This window comes from Nitrosopumilus sp. (assembly GCF_025698945.1).
GTDB lineage: Archaea > Thermoproteota > Nitrososphaeria > Nitrososphaerales > Nitrosopumilaceae > Nitrosopumilus.
The window spans coordinates 105,340-125,705 of record NZ_JAILWM010000002.1; the positions used below are offsets into that span (position 1 = coordinate 105,340).

Annotated in this window: 27 protein-coding genes; 7 read left to right on the plus strand and 20 right to left on the minus strand. The window is 33.6% G+C overall.

Translation table 11 applies throughout. The features are described from left to right. Both K5790_RS05800 and K5790_RS05805 read left to right on the plus strand, forming a co-directional pair. Nucleotides 1-513 carry an adenine phosphoribosyltransferase gene (locus tag K5790_RS05800; RefSeq protein ID WP_297593244.1) on the plus strand — a complete coding sequence of 171 codons (513 nt, stop codon included), beginning with the start codon at nt 1-3 and terminating at the stop codon, nt 511-513. Beyond that, a complete protein-coding gene (locus tag K5790_RS05805; protein WP_297593246.1) occupies nt 513-1,304 on the plus strand; it encodes an S-methyl-5'-thioadenosine phosphorylase in 792 nt (263 codons plus the stop codon). Before K5790_RS05800 ends, K5790_RS05805 begins: the two co-directional genes overlap by 1 nt. Here the strand turns inward: K5790_RS05805 and K5790_RS05810 are convergent. From K5790_RS05810 to K5790_RS05865, 12 genes are all read right to left on the minus strand, one after another. Further along, nucleotides 1,301-1,585 (minus strand): hypothetical protein, encoded by a 285-nt coding sequence (locus K5790_RS05810; protein ID WP_367182863.1) that lies wholly within the window; start codon nt 1,583-1,585, stop codon nt 1,301-1,303. The genes K5790_RS05805 and K5790_RS05810 overlap by 4 nt on opposite strands. A gap of 8 nt (nt 1,586-1,593) precedes the next feature. Next, on the minus strand, nt 1,594-1,992 hold the full coding sequence (locus K5790_RS05815) for a hypothetical protein (protein WP_367182864.1): 399 nt from the start codon (nt 1,990-1,992) through the stop codon (nt 1,594-1,596). Nucleotides 1,993-2,014: 22 nt separating this feature from the next. Further along, a complete protein-coding gene (locus K5790_RS05820) occupies nt 2,015-2,368 on the minus strand; it encodes a hypothetical protein (protein WP_367182867.1) in 354 nt (117 codons plus the stop codon). Between the two features lie 44 nt (nt 2,369-2,412). Then, complete coding sequence (locus tag K5790_RS05825; protein ID WP_297593253.1) at nt 2,413-2,631, minus strand: hypothetical protein; 219 nt, start codon at nt 2,629-2,631, stop codon at nt 2,413-2,415. Between the two features lie 177 nt (nt 2,632-2,808). Beyond that, nucleotides 2,809-3,258 (minus strand): hypothetical protein, encoded by a 450-nt coding sequence (locus tag K5790_RS05830; protein WP_297593255.1) that lies wholly within the window; start codon nt 3,256-3,258, stop codon nt 2,809-2,811. 3 nt (nt 3,259-3,261) lie between these two features. Further along, nucleotides 3,262-3,933, minus strand: coding sequence for a hypothetical protein (locus K5790_RS05835; protein WP_297593257.1), 672 nt, complete (start codon nt 3,931-3,933; stop codon nt 3,262-3,264). Next, nucleotides 3,930-4,139, minus strand: coding sequence for a hypothetical protein (locus tag K5790_RS05840; RefSeq protein ID WP_297593259.1), 210 nt, complete (start codon nt 4,137-4,139; stop codon nt 3,930-3,932). Before K5790_RS05840 ends, K5790_RS05835 begins: the two co-directional genes overlap by 4 nt. Then, a complete protein-coding gene (locus K5790_RS05845; protein WP_297593261.1) occupies nt 4,136-5,347 on the minus strand; it encodes a DUF4362 domain-containing protein in 1,212 nt (403 codons plus the stop codon). Before K5790_RS05845 ends, K5790_RS05840 begins: the two co-directional genes overlap by 4 nt. Then, nucleotides 5,337-7,148 (minus strand): hypothetical protein, encoded by a 1,812-nt coding sequence (locus tag K5790_RS05850; RefSeq protein ID WP_297593263.1) that lies wholly within the window; start codon nt 7,146-7,148, stop codon nt 5,337-5,339. Before K5790_RS05850 ends, K5790_RS05845 begins: the two co-directional genes overlap by 11 nt. 58 nt (nt 7,149-7,206) lie before the next feature. Beyond that, nucleotides 7,207-7,461 carry a hypothetical protein gene (locus tag K5790_RS05855; protein ID WP_297593265.1) on the minus strand — a complete coding sequence of 85 codons (255 nt, stop codon included), beginning with the start codon at nt 7,459-7,461 and terminating at the stop codon, nt 7,207-7,209. A gap of 101 nt (nt 7,462-7,562) precedes the next feature. Next, a complete protein-coding gene (locus K5790_RS05860) occupies nt 7,563-8,990 on the minus strand; it encodes a hypothetical protein (RefSeq protein ID WP_297593529.1) in 1,428 nt (475 codons plus the stop codon). A 256-nt stretch (nt 8,991-9,246) separates the two neighbouring features. Further along, nucleotides 9,247-10,392 (minus strand): hypothetical protein, encoded by a 1,146-nt coding sequence (locus K5790_RS05865; RefSeq protein WP_297593267.1) that lies wholly within the window; start codon nt 10,390-10,392, stop codon nt 9,247-9,249. A gap of 52 nt (nt 10,393-10,444) precedes the next feature. Here K5790_RS05865 and K5790_RS05870 point away from each other — a divergent pair, with 52 nt between their 5' ends. Then, a complete protein-coding gene (locus tag K5790_RS05870) occupies nt 10,445-11,065 on the plus strand; it encodes a helix-turn-helix domain-containing protein (protein ID WP_297593269.1) in 621 nt (206 codons plus the stop codon). On the opposite strand, the gene K5790_RS05875 is transcribed toward K5790_RS05870, so the two are convergent. Further along, the gene (locus K5790_RS05875; RefSeq protein WP_297593270.1) at nt 11,055-11,726 is read right to left on the minus strand and encodes a CAAX protease; all 672 of its coding nucleotides are present in this window, start codon (nt 11,724-11,726) and stop codon (nt 11,055-11,057) included. The genes K5790_RS05870 and K5790_RS05875 overlap by 11 nt on opposite strands. 49 nt (nt 11,727-11,775) lie before the next feature. Further along, nucleotides 11,776-12,549, minus strand: a complete 774-nt coding sequence (locus K5790_RS05880) for a winged helix-turn-helix domain-containing protein (protein ID WP_297593271.1) — start codon at nt 12,547-12,549, stop codon at nt 11,776-11,778. Nucleotides 12,550-12,641: 92 nt separating this feature from the next. On the opposite strand from K5790_RS05880, the gene K5790_RS05885 reads away from it, so the two are divergent. Then, on the plus strand, nt 12,642-12,953 hold the full coding sequence (locus tag K5790_RS05885; RefSeq protein WP_297593272.1) for a hypothetical protein: 312 nt from the start codon (nt 12,642-12,644) through the stop codon (nt 12,951-12,953). Between the two features lie 260 nt (nt 12,954-13,213). After that, nucleotides 13,214-13,888: a hypothetical protein gene (locus tag K5790_RS05890; protein ID WP_297593273.1), complete on the plus strand. Its 675-nt coding sequence runs from the start codon at nt 13,214-13,216 to the stop codon at nt 13,886-13,888. Nucleotides 13,889-13,926: 38 nt separating this feature from the next. Here K5790_RS05890 and K5790_RS05895 read toward each other — a convergent pair whose 3' ends face one another. The 3 genes from K5790_RS05895 to K5790_RS05905 form a co-directional block, all read right to left on the minus strand. Continuing rightward, on the minus strand, nt 13,927-14,184 hold the full coding sequence (locus tag K5790_RS05895) for a hypothetical protein (protein WP_367182868.1): 258 nt from the start codon (nt 14,182-14,184) through the stop codon (nt 13,927-13,929). A 113-nt stretch (nt 14,185-14,297) separates the two neighbouring features. Beyond that, the gene (locus tag K5790_RS05900) at nt 14,298-15,230 is read right to left on the minus strand and encodes a hypothetical protein (RefSeq protein ID WP_297593274.1); all 933 of its coding nucleotides are present in this window, start codon (nt 15,228-15,230) and stop codon (nt 14,298-14,300) included. 198 nt (nt 15,231-15,428) lie between these two features. Next, the gene (locus K5790_RS05905) at nt 15,429-15,791 is read right to left on the minus strand and encodes a hypothetical protein (RefSeq protein ID WP_297593275.1); all 363 of its coding nucleotides are present in this window, start codon (nt 15,789-15,791) and stop codon (nt 15,429-15,431) included. Between the two features lie 429 nt (nt 15,792-16,220). Here K5790_RS05905 and K5790_RS05910 point away from each other — a divergent pair, with 429 nt between their 5' ends. Next, a complete protein-coding gene (locus K5790_RS05910; protein WP_297593276.1) occupies nt 16,221-16,370 on the plus strand; it encodes a hypothetical protein in 150 nt (49 codons plus the stop codon). A gap of 94 nt (nt 16,371-16,464) precedes the next feature. Then, complete coding sequence (locus K5790_RS05915; RefSeq protein ID WP_297593277.1) at nt 16,465-16,998, plus strand: hypothetical protein; 534 nt, start codon at nt 16,465-16,467, stop codon at nt 16,996-16,998. Here K5790_RS05915 and K5790_RS05920 read toward each other — a convergent pair whose 3' ends face one another. The 3 genes from K5790_RS05920 to K5790_RS05930 form a co-directional block, all read right to left on the minus strand. Beyond that, entirely contained in the window at nt 16,999-18,348 is a 1,350-nt protein-coding gene (locus tag K5790_RS05920) for a multicopper oxidase domain-containing protein (RefSeq protein WP_297593278.1), read from the minus strand. 359 nt (nt 18,349-18,707) lie between these two features. Beyond that, nucleotides 18,708-20,054, minus strand: a complete 1,347-nt coding sequence (locus K5790_RS05925) for a hypothetical protein (RefSeq protein ID WP_297593279.1) — start codon at nt 20,052-20,054, stop codon at nt 18,708-18,710. A gap of 3 nt (nt 20,055-20,057) precedes the next feature. Continuing rightward, nucleotides 20,058-20,291: a hypothetical protein gene (locus tag K5790_RS05930; protein ID WP_297593280.1), complete on the minus strand. Its 234-nt coding sequence runs from the start codon at nt 20,289-20,291 to the stop codon at nt 20,058-20,060. Nucleotides 20,292-20,366 lie beyond the last annotated feature (75 nt).

The window sequence follows — 20,366 nt, forward strand, 5'->3', positions numbered from 1 at the left end:
ATGAATCTAAAAGACAAGATTGCTGATTTTCCAAATTTTCCTAAAAAAGGAATTTTATTTAGGGATTTTAGTCCCATATTGAAGGATCCTTCATCATTATCATATATTGCAGATGAGTTTACAAAATATTTTCATCCAAAGAATATAGACATATTTGCTGGAATTGAATCAAGAGGATTCATTCTTGCTACTGTTTTAGCCTCCAGATATAACAAAGGAATGGTAATGATTAGAAAAGCTGGAAAATTACCTGGAAAAACTGTAAAATTATCATATACTATAGAGTATGGCAAGGATACAATAGAGATTCAAAAAGGCATTATCAAAGAAGGTCAAAGAATCCTCATCTGCGATGATCTACTTGCAACAGGAGGCACTGCAAAGGCATCTGCAAAATTAATTGAGAAGATTGGAGGAAAAATTGCAGGTTTTGCATTCATTATAGAATTGACAGAACTTGGTGGAATAAAGGGAATTAGTAATTATGATTGTAAATCATTGGTGAAATATTAATGGAAAAAGATGTAGAAATTGGGATTTTTGGAGGAACTGGAATTTATGATTCAGGATTACTTGAGAATCCTCAAGAAGTTGATATTGACACACCATATGGAAAACCATCAGATACAATCACGGTTGGTATTTTTAAAGGAAGAAAAATTGCATTTCTTCCAAGACATGGAAAAAAACATTCAATTCCACCACATATGATTAACTTTAAAGCAAATATTTGGGCATTTAAGGAATTAGGAGTAACAAGAATAATTGCACCATCAGCTGTTGGGAGTCTCAAAGAAGAACTAGAACCAGGACATTTTGTTTTACCATCACAGTTTATTGATTTTACAAAATCAAGGGAAGGTTCATTTTCTGAAAATGGAAGAGTAATTCATATTTCTGTAGCAGATCCATTTTGTCCTGAATTACAATCATCAATTCTTCAAGTTACAAATAATCTTGAATTAAAAATGCATAAAGATTGCACATATGTCTGCATTGAAGGACCAAGATTTTCAACTAAAGCAGAATCAAAATTCTATAGAACAACAGGAGCAGATATTATTGGAATGACTTTAGTTCCCGAATGCCAACTTGCAAGAGAAGCCCAAATATGTTATGCGTCAATTTCCACGGTAACTGATTATGATGTTTGGGCCGAAAAACCTGTTACTGCAAAGGAAGTACTTGAAACGCTTTCAAAAAATGTTGAAATGACAAAAAAAATCCTGACTGAATTAATTGATAAAATTCCAAAGACTAGAAGTTGTTCATGTGCAAAAGCATTAGAAGAAGCTGAATTTTAGTCATCAACAAAGGATTCCTTTTTGAGACCTTCAGGAAGAGTCAAATCGCCTTGAAGTAAATTTTTTTGAAGTAGCATTATTACTTCATCAACATCATATCCCAGTTTTTCCAATTCCTTTTCTGTGGATTTAGAAATTTTAGCACCAATATTTTGTCCGCCAATTCGACCAAACGCAATGGCAGTAAAACGAAATTCATTATTATCTATTGTAAAATTACCTGTAATCTTTGCAGCCATTTGGCTTCCATGAACATTATTTATGTGAACTTTAAGATCCATCTTAAAAATTAAATTTCAACTGCTTTGTTAATATTATCATCAATCAAAAAGCTCCAATGCTTATCATCTTCAACTTTGAAATTATTAATTTTGAGAGGAACAATCTTTTCATCTAGGCATTCATGTTTGATTTCTCCATTTTCAGTTAGTCTAACTAATTTCCATTTGTATTTCCCTTGTTGAAGTTTACATACGGTAACGCCCCATTTTGCATTTGCATCAATTTTTGGCATCCCTACTAAATCAGCAATCTCTTCAATTCCTAGTTGCTTTTCCTCACAAAATCGTTTCTTACAAACGCCACAGCGCCAAACATCAACTGAACCAATAGTTCTCTCATCTATGTTGATGTTTACTACTCCAAAGTAGATAGGTTGATGTTTGCAAGTTTCAGTATCCATACTCAATGTTGTTCACCAATAATTAGGATTATTTAGTTCTTGCATCATCATAAAATCTTTCTAAAATTACCCCTATATTATCAACTATTTTATTTCGTTTAAATTCAATTTTTTCACGCTCACACATTCTTCTAAACATATTGACTGCAGTAAATCTGGGATGCATTGCTTCAAATTCAGATTCAGAAATATCAATGAAGGCACCTAATTCCATCAGTTGTTTAGCTGCTTTTTGTGCGGATTCAAAAGAGATCTTCAGTTTTTCTGAAATTGTTGTAGATGACATTTTTCCATAACAAGTAACAAGCAAATACACTTTTGCCTGAATAGGATCTAGTTTAATTTCAGAAATAAGATCATTTTCTAATTTAGAAGCATCCATCATTTATCAAAATACAGCATTATACATAAAACATATTCTAAGAATTACTTTTTTACCAATATTTTTTTTGAAATTTTTAAGGAAAATCCCATTGCAATAAAATGAACTACTGCTCCAAGAATTGCCCCCATCATTAGGTTATCAAAAACAATCCAGATTAGAAAAAACACTACTAGCGATGGTACAGAAACAATAATTGCAATAATACTACCTTTTAGAATAATTTCTTTTATTGATAGTCTAGATCCCTTATCATCAGACAATAGCAAAATTTTCAAAAAATGGTAATAAAAACCAAAGATTAGTCAGAAAATATTGTCCTAATTTTTTATGTTAAATTCGATATACACACAATTTATCATCAATGCTTATGATTTTTGAATAGTTACCACAAAATTCAGAGCCGCAATCATTACATAAAACTAATTGGTCAGGTTGTTTTAGTTTTCATTTTCTTTTTTCCCACATATCTTGCATTTGTAATAGCCAAGATCAGAATCAGACTCATTTGTTTTTCTAGTTTGATCTTTTGAAATAAACTCAAACTCTTCAGAACCACAGAACTTGCATCTTCTTGGATTGTATTCCAAGTCTTCAAATTCTTTTTTCCTTTTCAGATATTCCTCTTTGGTGATTTTTTCTTCAATGTACTTTTTTTCTAATATTCTCAGGGCCTCATCGTTTTGTTCTTTTTCATATTCATTAATTGGATCTATCCGTCTGTAATTCAAAAGAGAGTCTTTATCTCTAGAAGCATGTTTTTTTGTATACCATAAAATTGCGACAGCAAGCACAATGCCCAAAATCAACCCGTAAGGAAATGGCATGACAGTTTGAATCAAAAAGAAAACAACAATTGCAGATATTATTCCAGGGAAGATAGTTTTCATTTTCTAATTCCTCTCAAAATTTATCCCCAAACTCAAGTCATATGAAATGGAGTGTTCTATGATATCAGGAACTTCACATGGAAGCAATGCGTCAGGCATCTTAACATGACTTCCCCAGAATTCAATGTATGTTCTTCCTTCCATTTCAAATGTATCAAGATATTCTACTACATGAGCCATTTTTCTATCAGTTCCGGTACAATGAGACACAAATGTTTGACCCGGAACAAGATTTGCAAAGTATTCAAACTGAGGTTCTGGTGGATTCATGTTATGATTTGCAAATTTTATTCTAATTTGCTTAGTGTCAGAATGGATCAAATCAACTTTGTCAATATCAAAGAGTCGTCCATCATCAGTCGTAAGACCATCTGGAAAATACAAAAACTCACCATATTCTGAGGGAAATGCAGTACGCATCTGTACTTCTCTGTCAGGATAAAAAATCCCTCTAGGGGGTCTACAAACATATTCATTTTTTGTAGTTTCAGTACAAGAAAATCCATCTGCCTCCCATTTTAATTGGCATTCTTTGTCACATCCAAGGTCATGGAATTGTTTTATGTCACGCAATGCTTCCCAATGTGGGATTGTATTTGGCTCAATGAAAATCAGTCCTACAGATATGCATGCTAAAACTCCAACAGACATTATTATTCTGTACTCTAGTCTCATTTTTTCTCCCACTCATTTTTGGCAAACTCTAAAACAACACCTATACCTGAAATTGCCAATCCTGGAACTATTACATAAAATATTATTGAAATTTCAATGTCGGAGGAGAGTTTTAGATCAGAGTCTCCAAATATCTCATAGGTCAATACAGAAATACCAATTAAGAAAATAACAATCCCTGCAATAATCAAAAGTCTAGTTTTCATTTTGTATCAACTACCTCAAATTCACAAATTGCAACACACACATCACGTCCATGTCCTTTTTGTCCATCAGACATACAGGATATAGTTCCGCCTGAGTTTTCACATGAAGCCTCAGTCGGTTCGTTAAAATCTATACAATTATGGAATTTGTAATCCCATTCACCACCAATTGACTTGCATTTTTCGTGAGATGCCCAATCAGGGGATTCATAGTTTAGTTGATAATCAAAGTTATCACAATTGCCAATATTCATAGTATGTTTGGTGAACTCTATGCTAGAGCACCTATCTTTAGTGATGATTCTATCATTAGGATGACTGAATCTGTCTTGGGTATTATCAAATGTTATATCAATGGAACATTCCTCATTTCCATTCACAACTGCACTTAGATATCTAGGATCGCCTTCTATTGTGTAAATGACATAATTGATCATTGCAGGATTACAAGATTCAAAAGAATTGGCAAAGCACTCTAGTTCTTCTCTTCCATCAACTCCATTACAATTTTTGACATCAGTTTCAAATTCTATATTGCCCACATATTTTCCAATTTTTTTCCATTCACATCCAAGATTCATAAAAACATGAGTTCCATTTGAATATCTTAATGAGTTTGCCATTCTTTCTTTTGGAGAATCATTTGTACAACTATCTAGTACTGTTTGAAGATCAGTATCACTCATTTGGTTATAATACCAAGAATTTATTGGAGGTACACGGAATTCTTTGCTAACTGTTGTTGGAAAATACTGACTTGGTCTATCAAAAGTAACAGTAACGGTGTATGTTCCAGGATTTTGTAATGTGATATGACCAAATGTGGTACCTAGTTCTTTTTTAATGTCAAAAACAAATTCTTCCATCGGCACACCTGCAATACATGACGAACTCGAAATTATTTTTGTGATCTCGCCATGTTCATCAGGAAAACTTACTTTTTTGCTTCCGCAAGGATATCCATATCCTGAAATAATATATGAAAAATCGTACTGTTCTCCCATAAGATAGATGTCTTTGAGTCCAGTAATCTCAATTTCATAATATTCTCGTTCAGGAATTTGACCAGGAAAACCATCAGAAGGTTCTGCGTCTGTTTGCATTCCAATAATCAGTTTGATTTCCTGATTATACACAAGGAAGATGGGAATCATAGAAATTGCAATAGCAATAATTATTCCAATGATTATTAGTGATCTAGTTTTCATTTTCCAACCATAATGCAGTAACTCTGTCCGGCTCAGTCATCAAAACATCTATCTTCCATATTTTGTGGCAGTCATCAGGCTGTGTTTTGTCAATGTATGTTCCAGTTATCTCAAATGGTTTCAGATCAAATGTTGAAGATATAAAAAATTCAGTTCCGTTAGGTGCAACAAGTGGAGAACAAACCTTGTCATGTTCTGCAAATCCATCTGCATTATTCCAGTACGTCTGGTCTTTTGGAACAAAATCTATGTTCTTCTGATGTAAAATTTTGTTCCACAGATACGGAATTACAGTTTCAATGTGTTTTTCAATTGGTTCATCATATACTACATAGTCAACACTGACATCTTTTCCTACAATATGTTGAATTTCTTGTTTGACTGTCTTAAATGAATCAGAGTCTGTGTATTTTGATGCAATATCAACAATCAATACATCATCATAGGTTCCAAATCCCATAATCACATCCTTCATGAAATATGGTCCCAGATTCACATGGTTTTGGTATGCATTTTGCAGAGATTTTCTTGCATTAGTTAGTTGTATTTCTGAATCAGATGATCTTTCAGGTTCTGGTTCTGGTGGCATAGTTCTTTTTACTTCACATCCCTTGCTGACATCGCTGTAAATCCAGGCTGAAGGACAAGTACACTTGCCATCAATGCAGTCAGGCTCTGGAATAGGGTTTGGATCAGGTTCTGTTTCCACTCCTTTTCCTGTGTAATTTGGGATCATACATTTGCCGTCCCATTGTCCTCCCAACATCTGGCATTTGTCAGATCTTTCCAAATTCATGCATTCGCCCGTTCCATCAAAGAATCCTCCACCATACAGTTCACACAAGAATCTAGGAATGTTCTTGTCTGCTTGTTCTTGGGGATCTGTGTCAATCCATCCCCTTTGAATCAGCTTTGGTATGGTTTTACTTTCAACGCATGAAGGAGAGCCGTCACGTTTTTGGATTAAGATCAAGTTGTCTTTGCATTGTATTTCATCAAAAGAAATTCCAGACTTGAACTGCTTTAATGGAGATTCTGCCAGTACAGAAAAGAACTGATTGCTAATAGAGAAATTAGACATTACTTTGTAGACTCTACCATTTAGAAGATAGTTTCCAGCATCAGGTGTAAACTCCCATCCAGATACAGACAACCATTCACATGGTTGTGAATCTGCAGTAATGGTTTGATTCAGTACAATGTCTTTGTATGTTTTTCCCACTTGTTTGCTGATAAACACATCATACTCCAAGCTTGCACCAAACAATGTACCCATGTCTCTTTTAGCTGTAAATTGTATCGGGGAGTTTGCAGTAAAGTTGTCTTGTTTTTTAATGCCGTTTTGCATCAGGGTATAATCAGAACCAATCATACGTGGTTTTGTAATTACAGAGTGTGTGTTACACTGCTTTGGGATAAGAAATGATTCTTTTGAATATGTATTGATGCCATCAAAAGATTCAATGTAAAACAACACCCTGTCTCCCACTTCAAATCCTTCATAGGGCAAAAGTCTACCAGGAGTGCTTACTGTTGGCTGCCGTACAGTAATGGTTTCAGGAATTTGTGTGTCTTTGACAGATTCTTCCACAGACACAGTATATTCATCAAGAATCAATGGAAAATTTTCATTGTAGAGAGGCTGTTCAATTTCCAATTGATTTACAGATATTATGGTTCCAACAAAGATTACTTGGCTTTCTTCTAGCAGTTCTTCTGGTGACTGTGGAAGCCATATTCCATAGGCAGTGCTTGCCGTAAAAAAAGAGCATACAATAAAAAACATTACAAAATACTTCATACAGTATGAAATCAATAACAGTCATTGAAAAGTGCTTCTGAGATTTTGTATCTAGTATTCATTTAGTAAATTCCTCATATTCAATTTTCTCACCACAGTATGGACAGTAATTCATTGGAAAAAATGCAATATTTCCATCCGTACTGATATCCTTAAAATGGAATTTTGCCCATTTTACATTCCATAACTGAAAATGCTTGTCATGCTCTTTGAGTTGTTTGCAACACCACCATGTTCTATGAGTATCAACACGAAATTCAGTGAATTTTTCACAAGTGGGATCATCAAAGTGTTTAGTATAAAATATCTTCAACAAATAAATCTCAAATCATGATGCTCATAAAGACTTCTAACCTTGTACTTTTGTGTTGCATAGACATCAGAAATTAATTCGAATAATACCAACATGAATAATTACTTTCGTAAAACAACTTCATAACCAATCTTTGCAGCATTTAATCTAACTTCAATATAGGGATCCTGCTCATAAAGAGATATCAACTCCTCCATACTATTCTCAAATTCTTTTTCTAGATTATTCAGATCATCAATTTTATCATCTAGAATTTTCTCCTTTTCATCCTCATAATCTTCTCGAATTTCAGCAATCGTGATGCTTAATTCTTCTTTGCTCATTCCAGGGCGTTGAGTATAATCCAAAGTAACTTTCTTTTCTTCAAGTTTTGATTGCACTAGTGCTTCATCATATATTTTATCATAGAAGTTTTTTATCTCAATTTGCTTGTCTTCATAGTCTCGTCTCATGTCTTGTATTTGCAATGCAACCTCGTCAATTCTTTGGGAATTTTCTTTATTTTCGATGCTACTTGCAATATAATCCTCAGGATCGTGAATCTCAGCTAATCCCTGCTCTACCCAGTTATTGGCAGTATCACCTAAAACACAGGAATATTTTTTTGTCTCCACCGTAAACACTACGATAAATCCATCATTGCATTTTGTCAACGGGGTAATCTCCTCTCTATCAAAAATATTTTTTGAATCCCCAGTAATTTCACCCATTCCATGTCTTATCCACATCTCAGCAGTGGAAACAGACACACAAACATAATCACTTGCATGAAATCTATACACAACTACATTTCCATCTCTGCATTCGGTATTGGCATTAGTCTTTCCAAGATCCTCCCAAGATACTTTATCATCAGGATTTGCCTGAAGATATGCCGGATTTGTTCTATAATCCTCATAGTATTCTCTAAGTTTTTCACCAGTAAGTGGTGTATCAATGAACTGACCAGTTTTATCAAATAGAATCTGCTGCGAATAATATGCAAGATTTCGATTAACATTAAACTGTGAATTTGCCTCAATTAGTTCAATTCTTTTTGTTTCAGCAGCAGTAAGATATGCTTGAAGTGCATCACGTCTTGAACCGCCATCTGCAAGTACTTTCTTTAGGGCATCACGTCCAGCATTAACTTTTTGTTCCTTGAATTCAAACTGATCCCAAAAAACATCCTGAACTTGTGAATCTGAAATCTTATCCACAAAACGCTCAAAGGAGTTGTATGGTGAATAATACTCCCAAAGTTTTTCCCATTCAGCAAGATCCTGATTCAGTCTTGCTAGAGATTGTGCTCTTTTTGCTTCTAGTTCCTTTTGTTTTTCTAGAGAATCATAATTTCGCTGCTCAAGTTCTGCAATCCATTTTTTTGTTTGCTCTATCTTTCTTAAAATATCCTGAGCCACAGGATTGTTTGCCAAGTCTTCAGAAAGTGTTGTCTGCTCACTTGTTTCCACTGTTTGGGCATGTGCAGTATGAATAATGACTCCAGAAAATAATACAAGTAACAGTGTAAAAACCAAAAATTTAGGCATCAATGATCGAAGCAATTCTTACTACTTGATAAATAATTCGCAGTAATACCATGTATAGATATTAAAGATGTGGTGACTATACTTGAAATTTAGACACTATTCTTTGAGATTATTCTTCATCAAGTATGGTCCATGACAATCCGTATAGTTGCTCCCAAGATTCAGATTTATTTTCATTTGACATGTTTAGCATTGGTAAAATTTGCTTAAAACGCTAATGAACAAATGATCCATGCCATAATTTTTTGGTTTGAAGTTATATTGCCGTCTTGGATTTCCCACTTAAAATCAAATGGGATTCGCCTCTGTTAGTTTTGTATCCACCAGATGAGTCACTTGTCTCAAATGCCCTCAAATAGGCAGGATCTATGCCAGTCTGACCTTCATTTTTGTCATTTTTGAGTTTTCTATTACTTATCAAAAACATCACAATTCCACCAATTACTGCAAAGCCTGCCATTCCATACATTACAGTTGCAGGAAACTCATCAGTGTCAGGTTTCTGATTAACTAATGATTTCAAGCTTGTCTCAAACACATCATATCCATCAATTTCATTAGAATCAACATATCCTTCAAAGGAAATTGATGCGTCATCACGTGATTCTACAATTTTAATTTTGTATTGCTCATCAAGATTTTTTTCTTCATTCCATAGTCTATCACCACAAAATCCTACTCCAATACTACACTCACCCATGGTGTAATGTGTAATTACATATTTTCCAGTATACTTGTATTCTACTGCACCAGAAATGATTGCAGTGTTATCAAAAAGAGAATGCCATTTAGATAGTTGAAGTTTCTGAATTCCACTTGCATCAATTAATGGAATTTCTAATATTGAGACATCATAGAGTTTTTTTGAAACATCAGGAACCATTACATCTATTGCAGATTTTGGATTATTGATATCAAATGAACCATAATCAGTTTCAAGAATCATTGGTTCCTCAATTGATATTCCACGCCAATTTGCATCAATAGTTCTTTTTTCAAATGATTCTTTTAGAATATGGTTAGTGATGGTTGGGATTAACTCTACTTTGTATTCAATTACTGCAGAATTCTCATTTCCTTGCAATTTTGCTTGATAGTTTATCTTAGCATCAGTAACTATTGCATTACTTGGAATTTCTTTTAGGTTTTGATTTAATTGATGTAATAATTTATCCATTCCAGGTGTATTACTATCTGCTACAAAAGACACAGCATGTGTTTTTCCTCGTAACAATTCGGAGATTTGACCTCCATTAGGATATTCAATGTATATAATTCTCAAAAACTGGAAAGATGGTTCTACTAATTCATCATCAAAAAAGATGGCAGCATCAAGTTGTGCAGCTGATGCATATGGAATCATCCCAGCAAACAAAATAAATACAAAAATGACTTTTTTCATACATATGTATCCATAGAAATGGATATATTCATTATTATCAAATACATAGAATATGACGGATATATCCACAGCCGCAAGCACTTCAATGGATATATTCAGAGCTGTAGTTGAGCACGGGCCGCTTACACTGTATTCTGCAAATACAAAGACACGAATGTCAATAGGTACAATTCACAGACACTTCAAGCAGTTAGAAAAATTAGGAAAAATTCGGGTTTATGATACAAACAAAAAAGGTAGAAAGAAGATAGAATATGGTCCTACAATTTACGGGATGGTTAGCTTTTACAAACAAGACAAAGAATTTGCAGAAAAGATTGAAAACTATTATCTATTATGGATTGAAAATAAGGAATTCCAAAAAGAGTTAGAATCAGAAGGATTTGATGTATCAATTAATAATTTAAAAAAATCAAAACATGTCTTTAGAAAATATATGGATTATTTTAGTGCTGTAGAAGAGCAGATTGAAAAAATAAAAAACGGTGATGATATCATTTCACGAAATCTTCAAATTATTTTTAGCTCAATGATGCTATCATCTAATCCACATTATGAAAAACTTTGGAAGGAATTGTATGCAGAACTTCCAGGAATGCAAAAAAGCTTGGAGGATCATATGAATACAATGATAAAATCATATAGAGAGTTTAAAAAATCTCTTAAAAAATAATCTCATTTGAAAATGAAAAAAGTATTGCAATAATAATCAGTGTTGTTGGCACAAGATACAAAAATGGATTGATTTTATTTTTCTTGTTTTGATATGCCAGATATAATATAATGCCTATAGAAATTGCCATGATTATATTTAGAACATCATTTACATCATTAATCACACTACACTGACGCAATCCCAACATACAATAAAACATCAAAAATGAAAAATTCCATATGGAATGAAACAAAATTGCAAACCATCCTTTTTTGCTAATCCATGTACGTACACTAAAAAAAATATGAGGAATGGTTAGTAAAAATCCCCCATATGCAAGAGTTTCAAATGAGAAAACACCTGAGCTAAAAAGATGAGTAACAGACCAAACAACTCCAGTTCCCAAAAGGATCAGTGGATTTCCAGTCAAATAATACGGAATGCCAAAGAATACAGATTCCTCCAGCAATCCCGAGCTTAGTGCAAGTGAGATTGAGACTGGAAATGAAGGTATTTCATAATCTGAAATTACACTAGTTGCAAAAAAAGAGCCCAAATACATCAGAATCAGGCTTAATCCATGATAGAATAGACCCATTTTGAAGAGATAAAACACATTTGTTTTTTGGAATGGTTTTAGCCATGATCGGGGATTAAGATCATGAATTTCTGGAATCATTAAATTTGGATTGAATTTCTACAATAAATCCGCTCTTAATTACACTTGATTAAGCATTGGATATATTTTCAAATGAATCTTCAGAGATATTTTTCTGAAATGTACCAATGACTCTGTTAAAAACAACAAATGAAATTGCAGCACCAATTCCTGCAAGAGCAATCATTGTAATGGTGAAATCAGCTCCTGTGAAATCAAGAATACTAGAGTATGGATCAAGATAAGGAGTTCCAGAACCTGCAGCAGGATTTGAAACTACTGAATCGACTTTAGTTTTTGCCATATACAATGACTCATCTATTGTATTGACTAGTCCGGTTCCAGAAATTTTTACAGGTAAAGCAAATTCAGAATACCAATTCTTAATTGGATCAAGAAGACGGCTTTCAGCTGAAACCATTACCAATGATAAGGCAGTTATTGTTGAAACTAGTCCCATTCCAAAGAATTTTGAAATTGAATTAAAGGAGCGTACAAGAAGTTTGCTTTGCTTTGTTTTTTCAGTAATCTTGGAAGGAGTAATTATTATCGCAAGTTTTGATGCTTTGTAATAGTTCATGTCTCGTGCTTTGGAATTTTTTTCAGTTTTTGAAATTTTGATTAAATCAATATGTTGCATTTTATCCAAATAGTATTTTACAAGTTGTAGTGACATGCCAGTTTGTTGAGCAATTTCATTTGCAGTCATCTCACTGTGAAACAATAAATTCAAAATTTCAATACTTGAATCATTAGAGATAATCTTTGCAAGAACTTTTAGCTTATCATCATCAATTGAGAAAACATTTACAGCATTGACTGTATCTAAAGTTTCATCATTCATAGATGCTATATTATACGGCATCATAGTATGTAAGGATTAGTAAAATAATAATTTCATCAAACCCTTTATGCAATTTTCACGTATTGTATTCAATGAGTGAAAAGAAAACAATCATCGCAGCAGGAGTAATCTTGAGTATTTTGATAGTACCTTCTGCCAGCCTTGCATCGGCACAGTATGTTCCACATGATGGAAAAACTGGGCTTGATGACCTAATGAGACTCTCAGAAGAGAGAGTCCGAATAGCAAATGAGAATCCCCATACAGGCTCTGGAACACCAATGTTTGCAGTAGATGGAGTTCTGGGAGCTCTACTCTTGTCAACAGGAGTATTTGGGGGAATTGCCTCAGCATTCTTTGTAAAGGGTCGCAAGGGAAAATATGCTGCAATGGGAAGAGGATAGAATATTCTCTTTTCATTTTTATTTACAATCCAAAAATTTATTTTTAATATTTCAACATCATGGCATACCACAAGTTTGAGGGTACCAAGAAATAACTCCAAAACAATTCAGAATTATGCATACTGCAAGTAAGTTCAAGTACGTCCAAATGTCAAATTCAGTTAAAGGAGAGCACCTACACTCTCCTCTAACTGAAAATAAAATTAATCCTGATTTGATGGGACTCTCATGTATATTTTCAATTAATTCCTTGGATGATTATGCTTAATCAATTAAAAAAAGATGAATCAGTAATGATTTATGATAATCTAAAAGAAATGAAAAAAGACATTCCATCTAATGTTTCTAAAATAAAATCAAATATTTTGGCACCTACACATAGACTGGTAAAACCAATTGACTTTGCAATAATCAGCATAATCATTTTCTTGGCATTAGCAGTAATGTTTGTACCATCAGTATTTGGTTATTCTCAAGATGAAATTGACAGAAACGGGATTAAAAAAATCACAGCAAATAACTTGGGTCAGGATACAACCAGAGTGACATTTGACTTTTGTCATAACAAGTATAGTATGAACTCTGTTGGAGCACTTGTAACATCAAATCTAGATAGTGTTCCAGTACCAATAGATGTAGGCAATATCAAATACAAACAATGTGTTACATATGGAACAAGGATCCTGTCTGACTCCAATTCGATAAAAGTGACATTGTTCAAACATGTTGAAATTGACTCGCTTGTATTATCATTTAACCAAAAAATTCATGACTTGAATAATAAATTAGCTCAAACCCAACAAAAAATCACATCATATGACAAGCTAGGTAAATCAACAGATGCTCTAATCAAAAATGCAAATTTGTTAGAAAAACAGATAAAATCTGCACAAATCAGTCTTAAAATGCTGATTATGATGAAGAATAGTCAATGACTATGATGTTTTTATTTTAAAAAACATAATAAAAAACACTATACAGGTTCAGATAATTTTTTGATATGACTAGTACTATTTTGTACTGCCAAATTTACAGCTCTTTGAATGTCAGCCTTGTATGCTTCAATATTTTTAACATCTTTTTTCATTACCTCACATTCTTCTACTATTGGCAGGACTTGGAAATTCTTAAACTGCTCATACGTCATGATGCATGAATAATATTTTGTTTCGTCCTTGAACCTATATTTTATTTTAAATGCCAGATTAGTATTAGATGAAAATTGAACTATTTAACAGAATTATAAAAAATGATAATTTGCGATCAATGTGACAATTTTTATTTATTTAAAAACAAAACGTTTGGGCATTAATGCAATTCCAATTATTATCAAAAGCCTATCTTTCATTTTCTTCTCCAAGTGTAGATAAAAGCCCCAGTAGCACAGATTAGTATTAATGCAGATAGGATTAGAAATATCGGAATATGATTATTACAATCATCAATTGCATAATCTAAAATGTAGTAGACCCTGCAATCATTTTCAATTTTTACGCAAACACCGTCTTTGAGAATTACATCATCACTCTCACAAAGTGCCTTTGCTTGTTCTGATTTTTCTTCAGAAAGTGGTTGAGAGTAGACTGTTCTATCCAAACTTACTCCGCTGTTTGTTCTTGTATCCCATTTACAGGTATCAAGATCTATCAAGTGAGTGTCGTTGAGAAATCTTAATTGTCCAACATAGTCAAGTGGTCCATGTCTTTCACAATGCTTTAAGATAAATTCCAATCTTTGAGGATCGTCAGGATTTGACAAGCTGATGTCTCTTAGGGGATTTGCCAGAGGCTCATCATAACAGTTGTATTTCCAATCAGTAGGGATTTGATTTTTCACTGCTTCCCTGCAGTCAAAACTAGGATTTGCAGCATCTAGGGATTTTGGAGGAAACCACTTGTCACACATTGAGTCATTTCGATAATCCTCCAAGCTTGAAATTCTATAGTCGTCTTTCCACTGCAGCATTCTGTAATGAGTCTGACCTTTCCAATCAAAGGCAGTGCATATTATTGTTGGATGATCATAGCCTTCATCGTTGTTTGACCAATTTCTATCAGTTTGAGTCCATCCCTTGTAGTTTGTATCAATGTTTCCATAGATTGAATCCATGATTAACTCCTCTGTTAGAGGAACATGGGATACACGGAAGCTATCAAAGCATGGTTGCGGAAGAATCGTTGCAGTACATCCTGCATGGGCATATTGTGTATCAGAACTATTCGCAATAACAAAAGACAGTGCAAGGATTCCAGATATTATCAAAAACCTAGTTCTCATTTTCTATTCCTCTTGTTCACTAAACATTTCATACTGTATGAAATCCATAATTAATCATTGAAAAGTTCTTCTGATGTTTTATGTTTGAATTGTTTTCTTTATTTTTATTTTTAAAATGATGAGAAACAGAGTTGAGAATAGAATTATTTTTTGAATCACACAATGTAGAAAAATAAGAAGAAAGGAGTTCAGATAATACTAAGCTCTTCTTTTTCTAACTGTTCGTCTTGCTGCTTTGCCATATGCTGCTTTTGTAATGGCTTTGCCTTTCTTGGCAGGTTTCTTGGATAATTTTCTTGGACCTTTACCACTTAGGGTAACTGTTCGTCTTGCTGCTCTGCCATATGCTGCTTTTGTAACGGCTTTGCCTTTCTTGGCAGCAACGGTTCTTCTTGGCTTTGGTTTATTTTTTGATGTTTTGACAGTTCTCTTAGCAGCACGCTTCCATGCGGGTTTTGCCCCACTAGTTGTTTTAGTTGTCTTCTTTGCAGTTCTAGTTGCTTTCTTTGCAGTTCTAGTTGCAGCTTTCTTGACTTTTTTCTTTATTTTTTTAATTGCCAATATGAGATATTATTTCTGATATGCTTTAAGTTAGGACTAATAAATAAAATTGAGGATTTGTAAATAAAATGAACCCAGATCAATTCTATTTTGTAACGTTTCTGAAATTTACTTGTTATTTTCCTATAATATCAACGATAACACCACTATAGAAACAGCTGCAATAACATAGAATCCATAAAACGCCTTTTTGTGGCGAGGTATTGCAAGTTTTACTTTTTGTTTTAGTACTAAATTCATGATATTATCTCCATTAGTGTAAAGCGAGAACATTGTGAAAAAAATTCACATAGTTCTGGTCTAGGGAAATGTTGTTCTCGCATGACATTATATTGTGATTTAACATGATATAGTATAGTAAGCTGTTAAGCTTACTGGTAATCTTCAAGAGAGAGGATATTCTATGTATCACAATATCAAATCATAATCATGAAAACACAACAAACCCGAATTTGGGACAAAATGGTTCATGCTCCATTCAAAAAGGTCGTAAAGTTTGATCTTATCTGTATGGGAATAGGGGTAGTGATAGGAATCGGAGCAGGTGCATATCTTGTTGCTAGCGGTTTATTAGGCTAGTAACAATTTTTTATTTTCTCAGAGTACAAACAAAAAAAGATTTGGAAATATCAAACATCATACATTATTAATGAAGAAAAATTGAGGGGTATAATTGAGCACTAGTCAAAAAAAGAAAACAGATACAATGTCATTTAGGTTGGATAGTGAAATTCTTGATAAAATTAGAAAAGAATCAGAATCACAAGGAATAAGTCTGAATGTTTTGGCAAACAAAATTTTTTCGAGATATGTTGATTGGGATATGTTTGAGCCTAAAGTAGGCATGGTTCCTATAGCAAAACCCATTGTTAGTGCACTGTTTGAAAAACTTTCAAAACAGGAAACAATTGAGCTTGCAAAACAAATTGGTCAAAGCATAGTATCAGATATTGCCACATTCATGAAGGGTTCTATGGACATAGATTCATTTGTTTCATGGTTTGTAACCAGAATGAAAATATCAGATTTTGAGATTAATCATTCTGTAAAAGATTCAAAACATAGTTACATCATAAAACATGATTTAGGATACAACTGGTCATTGTATCACAAAACAGTGTTGGAATTAATTTTCAATGATGCATTTGAGAGAAAAATTGATTTGAACATAAAAGACAGGATGATGGAGTTATCCTTTGAAAAATAATCACACAGATTTTACAGTCCCAGTCATCCAAGGATGAAGCATGCAATAGTATTCATACAAACCTATTTCTTCAAATGTCTGCTCAAATGTATCTCCAGGCATCATCATTCCTGAATCAAATAAGTCATCATTACTGGTAACAGTATGAACTGAGATGTCTTTGTTAGTCCATGTAATACTATCACCAGCTTGAATCTGCGTAATCTTTGGATAGTATGACTTGTTTGAAGACTTTACTGCAGAGCCTTCTTCTACTTCACAAATGGTGGTCTCAACTATATGTGACTCATCGGTATTTAGATTTGCAACTATAGTGTGTTCTTCATGACTGGATTTGCTTGCAATAGTTTTTGTTACTTTTGCAGTTTTGTCAGATAGTTGCAATTTTGTAAGGAGTTCTTTTTGCCAATTCCACATATCAACAGATTTAGTCTTTGCAATAGTTTCTCCATCTACTGCAGAAGCAGAAGCATCCCTAACGTCAAAGTATGCCATGGTTCCCTTTTCTTCAGGAACTCCATGTAGATGGAAGAGATATCTTCCTGGTTCTTTCCATTTTGCCTCAAATATTGCAGCATTACCAGGTCCAACTTCCCACGTCTGAGTTTTTATTGGTTCATTTTCCCATATTCCTGATACTATTGTATCAAAGATTGTTCCGTGAATATGAAACCCAAACGCAGGAATTGCACCCATGTCAACATAGTACAGTCTTACCAATTCGTTAGTATTGGCAGGTAAGGGATTCATCCAATATTGATCAGCGTAACCATTAAAGAAAACATAATCAGGAGTCCATGTCTCTTGATCTTCCAAATCATATTCTCCTTTGACTAGTACGTATTCTCGTGCAGGCTCCAATCCTTCCTTAGGATCTATAATGAATACACCATACAAGCCATTTCTAACATGTTCAGAGACTGGCATGACATGACAATGATACATGAAGACACCTGCTGGTTCTGCAATAAAGTCATAGGTATATGATTCTCCTGGAAGAACTTCTTGGAACACTCCATCATTTTTTTCATTATGATCACCATGAAAATGCATAGTATGAGGAAGTTTTCCATTGTTGATGAAATTGACAATAACTCTGTCACCTTCAGTTGCACGTAATGTAGGACCCGGAATTGTTCCGTTATATGTCCAAGCTTCAACTCGTATACCTGGAGAAATCTCCAATGTTGTATCCTCAGCAACTACAGTAAATGTACGTGTTATGGGGGAATGATGGACAGAAGTGTCTTGAGCAAATGATTGTAAAGGAAACTCAGCATTTAAGAAAAAAACCCCAAGTGTTATTCCAAGTGAGATAGCTCCTATAAACATAACAGTTGTTCTGTCCACGCGATGTTATACCAAATGTTGGTTTTAATTATGAGGTTTATTTTGCAATCATTTGCAAACACTACAATACACTGATCTTATGTATGATAATTTTCTTCAGTTCATCTTGGCACCAAGATGTAAAGGATATTGTGTTTGTTTTAAGGTAAAAAGATTTGATGGAGGAGTAAAATATCAAAATGGGTTAAAGTGGTGTTCTATATGCACACGATTTATTCAAACAGATTTGATTCGTTGTTCTTGTTGTAATACAAAATTACGAGTAAGGGCTAAAAATCGAATTTATCAAAAAGTAAGTCATAGATTTTAAGAATGTATTCTGCAAATACTTGAGAAGGTTTGTGTCATTTTTTTAATTTTCAAAAGAAGGATTCGGCAATTTTGATTATTTCTTCTTCACCCAAACTACTCTTTATTCGAATTTGCTCTTCATCAAGAAAAATCTCCAATCTGTTAAATGATTGTTGTTTTCCATCTTTCCAAGAATACTCCTTAATCATAACTGCAGGTTGATCTGAAATGGTAAGCGTTTTTGATTGTGGATGCTCTGAATTTTCTTGTGCTTTTTCAAACTTGTCATAGTTTGGATCTTCAATCCAACCATTCCATGCCTCATCATAATAATCAATTACCAGACCACCATCGGAGAAAAATTCTCTATCAAATGCAGAATTATGAGTGTCAGGAAACTTTGAGCGTTGCTCATCAGTGAAATAAACAAGATGCACATACGCGTTTGTATTGTGCACTCCGCATTCAAAAGAGTATCCCTCTGGCAGATACTTTGGAAACTTTGGATAGACTTTCACGGTTCCATAAAGGGAGGTCACATCATTTTCTGTCATGCATCGAGGATATGGTTTTACAGTAACACTTCCTTGAAGATCAAACGGTTTTACAACATATGAGATTGGTTCGTTATTCTTGTCATCATATGGAGAGAAATAATACGAGAAAAACTTGCCTGGAGGAATTACTGTTTCAAATTCATTTAGTGTTTTTGCAAATCTATTTTCATGAACATCTCCATCATCTGCATCAATAAAATTCACTACAGGATCATTTGAATAAAGAATCACGTCTTCATCCAAGTTATTGTGAAACAGAACTGTGCTGTTAAATCCACCATAAAATACTGTGATGTGTTGATTCTCTATGTGTGGAAATCCAGAATTTTGGGTGAAATTTACATTAACAAAATTCCCATCAGATATTTGATTTTGAAATGATATCCTCAACATGTATTGCTTGTCTTCATATTCAAAAAAACAATCAAATTGGTACTGTGCATCAGGCATTGAAGCAATATTGTCTGAAAAGACAGTTTTTGTCTCATTAAAGTTGTATTTTGTTAAAAGGTCCAATGCCACTTCTTTTTTTACAGTCATCCCATATCCAGTATACACGCCTGGAGGGTAGATTTGCGGAGAATCATGAAATTCCTCCTCAGAAGCACTTTTCAAATCGTCTAGAAAATCATCTGGGAATTTTTCTACTTCTTGTGAAGAAAGTTGAAAGCAATCTTGGTTTGGATGATTCTCTACTGTTTTGTATACTGACATACCCACACTTCTTACAAGTAGATCATCATAATCTACCAAATATTGGAATGTTTGTTTTTGAGTATCAGTAGAGTTCCATATGCCATAGACTGTAAATAAGGCAATTCCGATAATTGTAAAAGATAGTAAAAGTCTAGTTTTCATTTTCTACTCCACAGAAACGTATTCTATCTTCTCGCCGCAAAAAGGACAGTAATCAATCGGTGTAAGAGTCTCTTTTTCTACAATACAGAATTTTCCAATTTTACTGCTCCAAGCTTTTACAATTGAAACGTATCTCTTTAGTTTCTCACAGCAAAAATCTAATTCATTTTCATTTTTAAATTCAGTAAAGAAAACATATTCAAATGCATGAACCTCTTTGTGTACATATACTTGCATTAGTCAAACTTGACATATGATACTCATAAAGAGTCCGAATAATTTACAGCAGTACCAATAGTTAATTTTTTGTTA